Origin of the sequence: Clostridium sp. BJN0013, from assembly GCF_040939125.1 — a bacterium.
In the GTDB taxonomy this organism is placed as follows: Bacteria; Bacillota; Clostridia; order Clostridiales; family Clostridiaceae; genus Clostridium_B.
Map to the genome: position 1 here is coordinate 651,063 of NZ_CP162495.1, position 13,163 is coordinate 664,225.

The following is a 13,163-nucleotide window of genomic DNA, read 5'->3' on the forward strand; positions in this document are numbered from 1 at the left end:
CTATAAAAGTTGTGTTTTTTGATATATAATTATAATACTATTGTTTTTTAGTATTATATCAGAAATATGTAATTTAAAGTTGGGATTAGCATCTTTTGTGGTATATATTATTATTGGATGAATTTTAAACTCTGATTATATGTAAATTAAATATTTACACCAAATAAATGTAAAGGAAAGTAATATACTAGGCATATAGGAATGTTTATAAATATATGGTATAATGGCATAGTTAAATATAAGAGTGTAGAGTAATTAGTTAGTAGGAGGAATTTTATAATGAATGTTAAAATGGAGAAAATAGAAGAAAATGTTGTAAAATTAGAGATAACTGTGGAAGCAGATAAATTTAATGAATCTATGAAAAAAGCCTTTGTTAAAAATGCAAAGAAATTTAATATACCAGGTTTTAGAAAGGGCAAAGCCCCTATGAATATAATAAAGAAATATTATGGTGAAGGTGTATTTTATGAAGATGCAATAAATTTTTCCTGTGAAAGTACATATCCAGAGGCCTTAAAAGAAAATAACGTAAATCCAGTAGATTATCCTAAAATTGAAGTAGTTCAGATCGGAGAGGGAAAAGAATTTATATATACAGCTGAAGTAACGGTATTTCCAGAAGTTAAATTAGGAGAGTATAAAGGCCTGGAAGTAAAAAAGAATACATATGACGTTAAAGAAGAAGACATAGAGCAAGAATTAAAAAATATGCAGCAGAAAGATGCTAGAATAGAGACAAAGGAAAATGGAAGTATAGAAAATGGCAATATAGCTATAATAGATTTCAAGGGTTTTGTAGATGGTAAGGAATTTGAAGGTGGAGAAGGAAAAGATTATCAGCTGGAGATTGGCTCTGGCACTTTTATAGATAATTTTGAAGAACAATTAATAGGATTAAATGCAGGTGACTCAAAAGATGTTCATGTGAAATTTCCTGAAGAGTATGGAATAGATGATTTGAATGGAAAAGAAGCTATATTTAAAGTAACAGTTAAGGAAATAAAAGTTAAAGAAGTGCCTGAATTAGACGATGAATTTGCAAAAGAGGTATCAGAATTTGATACATTAGATGAAGTTAAAGAAGATATAAGAAATAAAAAGCAAGAAGCAAATAAGCTGAGGGAAGAAAGAGAATTTGAAGAGGCTGTTTTGGAGGCAGTTTGTTCAAATACAGAAATAAATATTCCTAAAGTAATGGTAGAAAAAGAAGTAGATAATATGATTAGAGATTTGGAAACTAGGTTAAAATATCAAGGGCTGGATCTTGAAATGTATTATAAATATACAAATAATGATGAACAAAAAGTTAGAGAGTATATGAGAGAAACATCTGAAAAGAAGGTAAAGGCAGATTTGGTAATTTCAGAAATAGCAAAAGTAGAAAAGGTAGAGGCAGAAGAACATGAAATTATGGAAAAGGCCACTGAAATAGCTAAACAATATAGTAGTGATGATATAGAGAAAATGGCAAAAGTAATTTTTGATAGTCAGAAAGAATATTTGAAAATGCAGATAGTTAATGAAAAAGTGATGAAGATGTTAGTAGACAGCAGTAAAATAATAGCATAATATTATAAAGGTTAATTGTCAGAAGGTCTTCTGGCAATTAATTTCAAATATATGATTATATAGATAATTGTACCATAGTATCAAAAGTTTGATTACTAAAAAATTAATATATAAAAGGAGGAAAGTTTTATGAGTTTAGTACCGGTAGTTGTAGAACAGACTAATAGAGGGGAAAGATCTTATGATATTTATTCTAGGCTTTTAAAAGATAGAATAGTAATGTTAAGTGAGGAGGTAAATGATGTTACTGCAAGTCTCATAGTAGCACAACTGTTGTTCTTAGAAGCAGAAAATCCTGATAAAGATATATACTTTTACATAAATAGTCCAGGAGGTTCAATAACATCAGGTATGGCGATTTATGATACAATGCAATATATAAAACCAGACGTATCCACTATATGTATAGGTATGGCAGCTTCCATGGGTGCATTTTTACTTACAGCTGGTGCAAAAGGAAAAAGATTTGCACTTCCAAATTCCGAGATAATGATACATCAGCCTCTTGGGGGGTTCCAGGGTCAGGCAACTGATATTGGAATTCATGCGGATAGAATACTTAAAATAAAGAAGAAATTAAATGTTATAATAAGTGAAAGGACAGGTCAATCAATCGAAAAAGTTGAAAGAGATACAGAAAGAGACAATTTTATGACGGCAGAAGAAGCTAAAGAATATGGATTGATAGATGAGGTTTTTACAAAAAAGAAATAACCTTTAGTGAGGTGTGAAAATGGCCAAAAATGATGATAAGAAACAGCTTAAATGTTCATTCTGTGGTAAGACACAGGATCAGGTAAGAAGATTAATTGCAGGTCCGGGGGTATATATTTGTGATGAATGTATAGAACTTTGCTCCGAAATAATAAGTGATGAGTTTGAAGAAGATATTCAGATAGATATGACTTCTATTCCAAAACCTGTGGAAATAAAGAATTATCTTGATCAGTATGTAATAGGTCAGGAAGATTCAAAAAAATCCCTTTCTGTGGCAGTATATAATCATTATAAAAGAATAAATTCCAATAACAATTCAAATGATGATGTGGAACTGCAAAAAAGTAATATACTTTTACTGGGACCTACAGGTTCAGGAAAAACTCTTTTAGCCCAAACACTGGCAAGATTTTTAAATGTGCCCTTTGCAATTGCAGATGCTACCACTTTAACAGAGGCAGGTTATGTAGGTGAAGATGTAGAGAATATATTATTGAAATTAATACAAAATGCAGATTATGATATAGAAAGAGCAGAACATGGAATAGTCTATATAGATGAAATAGATAAGATAGCAAGGAAATCAGAGAATCCATCTATAACTAGAGATGTATCAGGAGAAGGGGTACAGCAGGCACTTTTAAAAATATTAGAGGGTACAGTAGCTTCAGTTCCTCCTCAAGGAGGAAGGAAACATCCTCATCAGGAATTTATTCAAATAAATACTACTAATATATTATTTATTTGTGGAGGAGCCTTTGATGGCATAGACAGCATAATAGAACGCAGAACCAGGGTTAGTACTTTAGGATTTGGAGCAGAAATACAATCTAAAAAGGATAAAGACATAGGAAAACTTTTAAAGCAGATAATGCCAGGAGATCTGTTAAAGTTTGGACTTATACCAGAATTTGTAGGAAGAATTCCTATTATAGTTACTTTAGAGGCATTGGACAGAGCGGCATTAATAAGTATTTTAAAAGAACCCAAAAATGCACTTGTTAAACAGTATAAAAAACTTTTCGAACTGGACGATGTAGAACTTGAATTTAAAGATGAGGCCTTGGAGGCAATAGCAGATGAAGCCTTAAAGAGAAATACTGGTGCTAGAGGTCTCAGGGCTATTATAGAAGAAACTATGAAGGATGTAATGTTTGATATCCCTTCAAAAGAAGAGATAGCTAAAGTTATAATTAATAAGGATGCGGTGCTCACAAAAAGGCCTGAACTTATAGAGGCAGAAAATGGGAAAAGGATACCTATTAAATTAAAGAAGTCAAGAACACGAAAGGGTCCTGAAACTGCATAATCTTATTTAAAAAAGAGTACTGATGTCGGTACTCTTTTTTAAATAAGTTATTGGTATATATATAAATTCCCCTTGTATTGTTAAAATTATCTAAGAAAATATTAAAGGAGAGAGAGATATGGATAAAAACTTTAAGGAGCTTCCTCTGATCCCATTAAGAGGTATTACTATATTTCCATATATGGTCTTGCATTTTGACGTAGGTAGAGAAAAATCAATACTTGCTTTAGAAAAAGCCATGCTTGAGGAACAGAAAGTGTTTTTAACTGCACAAAGGCGGGCAAAAACTGAAGAGCCAGGTAAAGAAGATATCTTTGAAACAGGTACTATTTGCAATATAAAGCAAATATTAAAATTGCCCGGTGATACAGTAAGAGTATTGGTAGAAGGTGAAACCAGGGCTTTACTTAAAGAATATATTAGTGAAGAGCCTTTTTTTAAGGTTAAAGTTGAAGTTTTAGAAGATGAAGAAGACTATAATGAAGATAAGGATTGTGAGGCACTCGTACGTGCTATAAAAAAGAACTTTAATGAATATGTAAAGTTGTCAGGCAACATACCGGCAGAAACTATAATGACATTAGATGAGATAGATAATGCTGGGAGACTGGCAGATACCATTAGTTCTTATTTGATGTTAAAGCAAGAAAAGAAACAGGAACTTCTTGAATGTTATGAAATAGAAAAAAGACTTCAAAAAGTGCTTGCAGTGTTGGCAAATGAAATAGAAATTTTGAAATTAGAAAGAAAAATAGGAATTAAAGTAAAAAATAAAATAGATAAGGTGCAAAAAGATTATTATTTGAGAGAGCAGTTAAAGGCAATACAGGAAGAGTTAGGGGAAGATGATGAGAATAAAAAAGAAATAAAAAGATATAAAAATAAAATAAGTAAGGCTAAGCTTCCTAAATCCGTCAAAGATAAAGCACTGTATGAATTGGACAGATTGAAAAATACAGGGGCATATTCAGCAGAGGGGGGAGTAATAAGAACGTATTTGGATTGGATATTAGAACTTCCCTGGAATATTCAGACTAAAGACAATTTAAATATAAAGTCTGTTAGAGAGATACTTGAAAAAGAGCATTATGGTTTAAAAGATGTGAAAGATAGAATAATTGAATATTTATCAGTTAAAAAGATGAGTAAATCTCTCAAAGGTCCTATACTCTGTCTTATGGGACCTCCGGGAGTGGGGAAAACTTCCATAGCTAAATCCATAGCACATGCTTTAAATAGAAATTTTGTTAGAATGTCTTTGGGAGGAGTAAGAGATGAAGCGGAAATAAGAGGGCATAGAAAGACCTATGTGGGAGCTATTCCAGGAAGAATAATATATGGTATGAAACAGGCAAAGTCTAAAAATCCTTTATTTTTACTGGATGAAATAGATAAAATGAGTAATGATTTCAGAGGAGATCCTGCAGATGCTCTTTTAGAAGTATTAGATAGTGAACAAAATAATTCCTTTAGAGATCACTACATGGAGCTTGATTTTGATCTGTCAAATGTTATGTTTATAACTACGGCAAATACCATAGGCAATATACCTAGACCACTTTTTGACAGAATGGAAGTTATAGAAGTATCTGGGTATACCAGTGAAGAAAAATTTCATATATGCAGAGAACATTTAATAGCTAAACAATTACAGGAAAATGGCATAAAAAATAATGAGATTGTAATATCGGATTCAGCTATATATAAGCTAATAGATAATTATACTAGAGAATCTGGAGTGAGAAGTCTGGAGAGAAAGGTTGCTTCTGTTATAAGAAAAGCAGTAGCTGAGATGGTGGAAAAGGATAAAAAGAGAATTAATATTAATTTGACTAAAGTAAAATCTTATCTTGGACCTGAAATATATACGTATGACAAAATTGACAAAGAGGATAAAATAGGTGTAGTAATGGGAATGGCATGGACAGGGTATGGGGGAGATACATTACCCATAGAAGCAACAATTATGTCAGGAAATGGAAAATTAGAATTGACAGGTCAACTGGGAGATGTAATGAAAGAGTCTGCTAAAACGGGATATAGTTATATAAGAGCCAATGCTGATAAATATGGGGTGGAAAGTGATTTTTACAAAAAATATGATTTACATATACATGTGCCAGAAGGAGCGGTACCAAAAGATGGACCTTCTGCCGGAGTAGCTATGGTAACGGCAATGATATCTGCCCTGAGCAAAAAGAAAGTTAAACATAATGTAGCCATGACTGGAGAAATAACATTAACAGGAAGGGTACTTCCCATAGGAGGACTTAAAGAAAAAAGCCTTGCCGCATATAGGGCAGGTATAGATACAGTTATAATACCTAAAGATAATGAAAAACACTTATTGAAAATCCCAAATACAGTTAAAAATAAATTAAAGTATATACTTGCAGATAATATAGATGTAGTACTGGAAAATTCAATTTCAAATTATAGTTAGGTGGTAGTATTAATGGAAATAAAACAAGCAGAGTTTATAATTTCTGCAGTGCATCCAGAGCAATATCCTAAGGATAAAAGGATAGAAATAGCATTTGTGGGAAGGTCAAATGTGGGTAAATCTTCTCTTATAAATGCCCTCACAAATAGAAAAAAATTGGTTAAAGTAAGTGGTACACCAGGTAAAACCAGATTGATTAATTTCTTTTTAATAAACAATGAATTTTATTTTGTAGATTTACCTGGATATGGATATGCTAAAGTTTCTAAAACAGAGAAAAAGAGTTGGGGTAAAGTAGTAGAGGATTATCTTAGAGATAGGGAACAATTAAAAAGAGTAATACTACTTTTAGATTGTAGGCATAAACCAACAAATGATGACATAACTATGTATAAGTGGTTAAAGTATTATAACTATCACACCAATATTGTTGCTACTAAGGTTGATAAAGTATCTAAAAACCAACTATTCAAAAATTTAAAAATTATAAAAGATACTTTAAAGCCAGAAGCTGAAGATGAAATTTTAACTTTTTCATCTCTTAATAAGCAGGGAAAGGAAGAGTTTTTAAAAGTATTAGAATCTATAATAGATTTTTATTCCTAAATATTTGATATGAATTTAAATATGGGTCATAGAGGTATTATTAATGCCTAAAATAATAACACAAGGGGAAATAACCATGTTTGGATTAGAGATTATAAAAAATATCCTTGTATTTATGATTGTATATATACCACCTTTTCTGATATTTGCAAAGTTTTGGAGGGAAAGAAGAAGGAGCAATGTACTTCTTGTATTTATTGGAATATTATATATAATTAGTTCTATATTTATGGAGAACTTTATTCCTTTCATCTTTGTATTTTTGAATATAAAGTATATGAGACACTCTGGTGAATTTAATGAATTTGATATAAAAAATTTTAAATTTGTTAAGGCATTAAATTTGACAATTATATTTTATATAGTGAGTATTGCTATATCTACAGTTCAAACTATTATACTTTCTAACTTTAAAGTTGAATTAAAACATCAGGAAATAGTAACTAATATGGTAAATATGCCGTTAGAAAAATTTTTAATAATGGTACCTATAGTTATAATTTTTGCACCTGTACTTGAAGAATTTGTATTTCGCTGGCTTTTGTTTAAAAAGATATTTTCTAGAAGAATGGGAGTGTATCTGGCTGCACTTTTAAGTAGTGCCATATTTGCAGTAATTCACTTCAGTTTAAATGCCTTTGCAGTAATACTATGGGTTGGTTTATATAATTGTTATTTAATGAATAAGAAAGGATACTGGTATGCAGTATTTAATCACTTTATATTTAATTCTATAACCATAGCGGCACTTTTAGCAGAAAAATTAAAGTTTATGTGATTGTTAACATTATTAAGATAAAAATACTATCAAAATCTATTGAGCTAATTTTGATAGTATCTTTTATTTAATTTATTTTAAATCTGCCTTTAATTATAGATTTATTAATTAGAATTTTTAAAGTTCGAATTAATAAAATCATTTAATGTTTTAACTGCATCAGGAGAGTTTTGAAGTTCTTTTATTGTGTTTATCAATTGCTCTTTAGTAGAACTTTCATTCTCCATTTTAGATAATCTATTTTCAAGTGTAGCAAGTTGAGACTTTATATTAGATTCGTTCAATCCGGATTTATTAGCTGCTTTAGATATATCACCTAAATCCAAATTATCCAGCATTGCACTTAATTTATCTTTGGATAAATTATTATTAGAACCTCCTAAAGCTGATAATATGGACATAAGTTGAGTAATATCTATATTTCTTAAAATATCACCTAAATTAAAGCCTGTATTATAATTTCTGTGATGGTGTTTTGACATTACATTCACCCCTTATTCTAAGTAGAACTTTACTAAAGTTACTTTTAAATTTTATTTGAAAGTATATTAATGAGAATAAATTTATCGAGCAGATAGTAGATAATGTAGACCTAATTATACTATATACTATTCTTAAATGGAAAATTTGATACAGAAAGTAAGGTATGTAGTTAAAGCAATAGATATTTGTGTAAACTATTTCAAATAATACAAATTTTAATTTTATGTAAAAATACACTAAAAAAAATATAGAAAATAACGATATATATTAAATATTATGATATTTACACTGGAGGTAAAATACATGTCTAAAATTTCTAACTTATTAGAAATGATAATAATATTACAATATAAGGAGTTAACTACAGCGTCAGAGTTATCTGAAATGTTAAAAGTAGATAAGAAGACTATCTATAGATATATAAATAGTTTAAATAAAGCCAATATACCAGTTCATACCAAGAAAGGAAGATATGGAGGATTTTACATAGATAAAAATTTTTATATGAAATCTGCGGATTTAAATGAGGAAGAACTCAAAGCTCTATTCATGGCTTCACAAACGTTTACTGAGAAAACAGGATTTGTATATGAAAAGGATTTAAAAAGCGCCGTTCATAAGATAAAGAATTTGTACATAAATAAAAGCATGAATTTAGATAGAATAGGTAATACGGGAAATTTTTCTATAAATTCAATAGGCAATGTGGAAAATTTAGAACATAAGATATATAAAATTAATCTTTCCATGAGCAAAGGACGAAGTTTAAATATAAATTATTTTTCTATAAATAAAAATGACTTAACTATGAGAAAAGTGGATCCTTATGATTTAATATTTAAAGAGGGTGCCTGGCATATAATAGGATATTGTCATATGAAAAATGATGTAGAGAATTTTCAATTGGATAGGATAAAAAGTTTGAAAGTAAGTAATGATATATATATGAGACCACATACTTTTTCTTTAAAAGATTATTTAAATAATCATTGGGGATTATTTGTTGAAGATAAAATAAAAATAGTAATAAGATTTGATAAAGAAATAGCCAGTTTTATTCAACATACCAAATGGCATGTGAATCAGATTATAGATGAATTACAGGGAGGAAGTATATTATTTAGCTTATATGTAGATGATATTAAAGATGTAAAACAGTGGATACTGGGATTTGGAAAAAATGCAGAAGTAATTGAACCTAAAGTACTAAGAGAAAGTATCAAATTAGAAGTAGAAGAATTATATAAAAAATATTATAATTTTTAATTTATGTGAATACTTTATTCCTATTTGGATATTATAATAAATGTAATTGGAGATATAATTCTCCTTTACATCAGATAATAAGTGTTATTTGATGTAATAACCCCCCATCCCCCTTGGGACCGCATTAAACGGTCCCTTTTATTTTTACTTTTGTTTGTACATGGAAGCAATTCTAAAATAATAATTATCTTTACTGTTTTTATCCGGTGTTAATGTTAAATCCAATGTGTAGTTCTTTACTATACTATTATCAGAATTGGATATACCTCTGAAATTTAGCGTCCAACAGATCTCTGATATGTTCCCATTATTATCACATTTATTTTCTTTAAACAATGCATCTTGAAATACATAGGAATTATTTTCTCCCGACAGATTTCCTATCAAGGACATGTCCTCTTTAGATATATCAGATGAAAATATACTGTTTGGTTTATAGGACTCACTTTCGGGAAGACCTTCAATGAGTTTTATGAATGTACATATGGTATCTTTGCCTATAAAAGTTTTATTGGTATCATAGCTATAATTTGTAAATTTATAATTCAAAAAAATGTAATTTGAAAAAGCTATGGTATTTCCTTGAATTTTACCAGATATAACCTTTGGAGTTTTATTATTTTTACAATCTATAAATCCCAGTATGTTATTAGAATTAGAGAGAACATTATCGAAATTATTATTATGGAATATAAAAACACGTTGTAATGGTTTGTTTTCTTTGGAACCTTGTATAAATATTTCTGGAATCTTATTTCTTGATACGTCCATAAGAGTAACTCTTATGGGCCAATAGGGAGAATAAGTTTCAATTATAGGAGAATTTTCATCTGTTTTAAAACTAAAGGTTTTATTGTTAATTGTTACTTCCATTAAGTAATTGTTATCTACCCGGGTAACAGATAATATATCATCTTTTCCGTCTCCATTAAAATCTGCCTTTATATTTTTATTATTGGAAATAATATTGGATGTAGGAGAAGTTTTGGATGTTATAAAAAGTATAAATAATATTGTAAATAACAATATTAATATTACAAGATATATATGTGTCTTTTTTAGAAATAGTACCCTGAATTTCATGAATTTCACCTCCATTTAATTATATGAATGTATTATATATTTAATTATTATGTATAAAATAAATTTGTAGAATATTAATATTGAATTTGATCTGTATCTTATTAAAAAGTGAGATGAGGAAAGGTATGGTTTATAAGAATAAGAGCATAGCGATTTTATTAATTATAATATGTGCATTTAATTTATATGCCTGTGGTAGAAAAGAAGAATCTTCAAAAAATGAACAGATAAATTTATATATAGGTGTAAAAGATAAGGAATCTTTAAATATAATAAAGTTTTTAACAGATGAATATAAAAAGGAAAATCCTAAAACTCAACTTGATATAAATAACGCCATAGGGGGTAAAATAGAAGAGGACATAAGTGAAAGTAAGGATATAGATGTTGTATTTACTTCTAGAAATGATATGTTGAAATTAGTTAGAAAAAGTCTTTTATCTAATATGTGGAATTTATATGAAAAAAATAATTTAAGTAATAGATATTATACTGTAGCAAAATCCTATGGTCGGTTTAATGATAGATATTATGGAATTTCTATTATTCCCTATACAGTAGAGATAATATTTAATAAAGAAGCTTTTAATAAATTAAATTTAAAGGTACCAAGTACAATAAGTGAAGTAGAGACAACTTTAAAATCCCTTAATTCTTCATCACAGAGAGTGCCTGTAGTATTAAATGAAGGAATGGATATAAATAATACCATATTTTCTATTATATTAAATAATATGATTCCAATGAGAAAACTTGAAAATATATATGATAGTAGTCCTTCAGAATATAAACAATTAAGTCAGGTTCAAAAAAGTTTTGATGTTCTGGAAGATCTAGTAAAAGGTGGATATATAGATGAAGATACTTTTGAAATAGGTAATGAGAGTACTATAGAGAAATTTAATAGAAATGATATTCCGATGATTATAGCATCTTCTTATTATGCAAATAAGTTTGACAATCCTAATGTAGAATGTTTAAGGTCTTATGATCTAGAAGGCAAGAATAAATTAAAAGTTCCAATTATGTCAGATGTTATAGTAAGTATTCCTATGAATAGTGAAAATAGAGATGTAGTAGATGATTTTGTAAAGTTCATATTTAGTGATGGTATTCAAAAAAAGCTATCTGGCAAAGGATTTGTGACAGCCAACAAAAATGCCAATACTTCTAGAGAAGGAGTTAAAAAAACTGTAGTAGAACATTTACAAAATAGTACAGAAGATAATATTAGTTTTATATATAACATACCAGAAAATTTCACAAATAATATATCTTCTAAAATAGACAGTATACTTTCAGGAAAATATACTGATAATGAGTGGAATGAAGTGGTGGATGAATCTTATTAGAAGAATAGGGGCATAGAGTGATTATTCCCACTTTAAATGGGGTATTAAATAAGTACAGTCTTCGGAAAAGGTAGGCAGTTACTTGTGTTTATTTAAAACAGTAACTGCCTTTAGCAATCTCAAGCAACTTATTGATGGGTTTTATTTTTGCCGCAATCTTTACATATTCCATAAAAATAAACTTGGTTGCTTATTACCTCATAATCAACACAATCTTTAATTTTGTCGTTTAAACTTGTAAAACAAACTCCTTCTACATCATTGACTTTTCCGCAGCATAAGCACTGTATATGAGAGTGAGGAGAAGTATTTCCATCATATCTGAAGTTCCCTTCACCTACATTGATTTCCTGAATTAAATTTACCTCAACTAGCGTTTTTAATGCTTTGTATATAGTTGCCAGGCTCATAGTAGGGTAGTTTACCTGAAGGGTTTTATATATGGTCTCAGCAGATGGATGTTCTTTAGTAGATTGTAGATACTTATATACTGCAATTCTCTGAGGAGTAAGTTTCAGTTTTTTTTCTCTAAATATAGAAGTTAAGTTATTCATATGCACCACCTTCATTCTGGATTAATTATAATTATATAATAAAAATTATTGTTTGTCAAAAATAATCTATAAGTAATGATTTTCAAAATTGTAAAATTATCATATAATTTGTCATAAATATTTTAAGCATATGTAAATTTGTATATACTACATTGTTATAATATAATAAATAATATCAGTATTTGATTAATTATGGAAAGGTAAATTATTATGAAAGAACTTTTAAATGATTTCTTTTTAATACTTCAATTATTAACTAGAATTCCAATCAACGGAAATTTATTTTGCAATAAAGAAAATTTTAGAAGAGGAGCTAGCTTTATGCCTCTTGTAGGAGTAATAGTTGGGGGAATACAATGGATTACATATAAGTTATGTATAGGTATATTTTCGCTAAATATTTCTATTGTTATTGTGATTTTAATGGGAATAATACTTACAGGTGCATTGCATATAGATGGGCTGGGGGATATGTGTGATGGTTTTTTTGCTTTTAAAGATAAAGATAAAATAATAGAAGTTATGAAAGACAGTAGAATAGGAACCTATGCCTGTTTAGCTATAATAACAGATATACTTTTAAAATATAGTTTTTTTTGTTTTATAGTACCCTCATTTTCTTTAGTAATAGTAATTGTACCTGTTATAGCTAGATTTTCAATAGTTTTTATAGCGTTTATAGGAAAACCAGCTAAAAGTACGGGTTCTGGAAATTTATTTATAGGAAATATAGGTAGGTGGGAACTTTTTCTGGCTGCTTTCATAACAGTAATTACTTTGTTCTTTTTAATGAATATGAATTTTATATATGTGATTATGCTAATATTTGCTGCACTACTTATGTCACTTTTAATTAATGTATTCTGTAATAGAAAAATAGGAGGGCTTACTGGAGATTTATTTGGAGCAAATAATGAAATAATAGAAATACTTACTATGGCCATATTATGTGTTATAATTACAAGGTAGATTAAGGTAGATTATAGTTTAGTTAAGTACT

12 protein-coding genes are annotated in these 13,163 nt (G+C 28.8%); 9 read left to right on the top strand and 3 right to left on the bottom strand.

The genetic code is table 11. The annotated features are described in order from the left end of the window. The first annotated feature begins 279 nt into the window (after window positions 1-279). The 6 genes from tig to AB3K27_RS03600 all read left to right on the top strand — a co-directional run bounded on the left by tig (window position 280) and on the right by AB3K27_RS03600 (window position 7,425). Entirely contained in the window at window positions 280-1,572 is a 1,293-nt protein-coding gene (gene tig, locus AB3K27_RS03575; RefSeq protein WP_368489878.1) for a trigger factor, read from the top strand. Window positions 1,573-1,701: 129 nt separating this feature from the next. After that, a complete protein-coding gene (gene clpP, locus AB3K27_RS03580) occupies window positions 1,702-2,286 on the top strand; it encodes an ATP-dependent Clp endopeptidase proteolytic subunit ClpP (RefSeq protein ID WP_368489880.1) in 585 nt (194 codons plus the stop codon). 19 nt (window positions 2,287-2,305) lie between these two features. Next, entirely contained in the window at window positions 2,306-3,598 is a 1,293-nt protein-coding gene (clpX, locus tag AB3K27_RS03585; protein ID WP_368489881.1) for an ATP-dependent Clp protease ATP-binding subunit ClpX, read from the top strand. A gap of 118 nt (window positions 3,599-3,716) precedes the next feature. Continuing rightward, complete coding sequence (gene lon / locus AB3K27_RS03590; protein WP_368489882.1) at window positions 3,717-6,041, top strand: endopeptidase La; 2,325 nt, start codon at window positions 3,717-3,719, stop codon at window positions 6,039-6,041. 12 nt (window positions 6,042-6,053) lie between these two features. Next, the gene (gene yihA / locus AB3K27_RS03595; protein ID WP_368489883.1) at window positions 6,054-6,647 is read left to right on the top strand and encodes a ribosome biogenesis GTP-binding protein YihA/YsxC; all 594 of its coding nucleotides are present in this window, start codon (window positions 6,054-6,056) and stop codon (window positions 6,645-6,647) included. Window positions 6,648-6,690: 43 nt separating this feature from the next. Then, window positions 6,691-7,425: a lysostaphin resistance A-like protein gene (locus AB3K27_RS03600; protein ID WP_368489884.1), complete on the top strand. Its 735-nt coding sequence runs from the start codon at window positions 6,691-6,693 to the stop codon at window positions 7,423-7,425. 104 nt (window positions 7,426-7,529) lie between these two features. On the opposite strand, the gene AB3K27_RS03605 is transcribed toward AB3K27_RS03600, so the two are convergent. Continuing rightward, the gene (locus AB3K27_RS03605) at window positions 7,530-7,907 is read right to left on the bottom strand and encodes a hypothetical protein (RefSeq protein ID WP_368489885.1); all 378 of its coding nucleotides are present in this window, start codon (window positions 7,905-7,907) and stop codon (window positions 7,530-7,532) included. A gap of 304 nt (window positions 7,908-8,211) precedes the next feature. Here AB3K27_RS03605 and AB3K27_RS03610 point away from each other — a divergent pair, with 304 nt between their 5' ends. After that, window positions 8,212-9,174: a helix-turn-helix transcriptional regulator gene (locus AB3K27_RS03610; protein WP_368489886.1), complete on the top strand. Its 963-nt coding sequence runs from the start codon at window positions 8,212-8,214 to the stop codon at window positions 9,172-9,174. 144 nt (window positions 9,175-9,318) lie between these two features. Here AB3K27_RS03610 and AB3K27_RS03615 read toward each other — a convergent pair whose 3' ends face one another. Continuing rightward, window positions 9,319-10,257 (bottom strand): FG-GAP repeat domain-containing protein, encoded by a 939-nt coding sequence (locus tag AB3K27_RS03615; RefSeq protein ID WP_368489887.1) that lies wholly within the window; start codon window positions 10,255-10,257, stop codon window positions 9,319-9,321. A 125-nt stretch (window positions 10,258-10,382) separates the two neighbouring features. Between AB3K27_RS03615 and AB3K27_RS03620 the strand changes: the two genes are divergently transcribed. Beyond that, entirely contained in the window at window positions 10,383-11,609 is a 1,227-nt protein-coding gene (locus AB3K27_RS03620) for an ABC transporter substrate-binding protein (RefSeq protein ID WP_368489888.1), read from the top strand. Between the two features lie 128 nt (window positions 11,610-11,737). Here the strand turns inward: AB3K27_RS03620 and AB3K27_RS03625 are convergent, their stop codons facing one another. Further along, a complete protein-coding gene (locus AB3K27_RS03625; RefSeq protein ID WP_368489889.1) occupies window positions 11,738-12,163 on the bottom strand; it encodes a Fur family transcriptional regulator in 426 nt (141 codons plus the stop codon). 210 nt (window positions 12,164-12,373) lie between these two features. Here AB3K27_RS03625 and cobS point away from each other — a divergent pair, with 210 nt between their 5' ends. Next, window positions 12,374-13,132: an adenosylcobinamide-GDP ribazoletransferase gene (gene cobS / locus AB3K27_RS03630; RefSeq protein ID WP_368489890.1), complete on the top strand. Its 759-nt coding sequence runs from the start codon at window positions 12,374-12,376 to the stop codon at window positions 13,130-13,132. Window positions 13,133-13,163 lie beyond the last annotated feature (31 nt).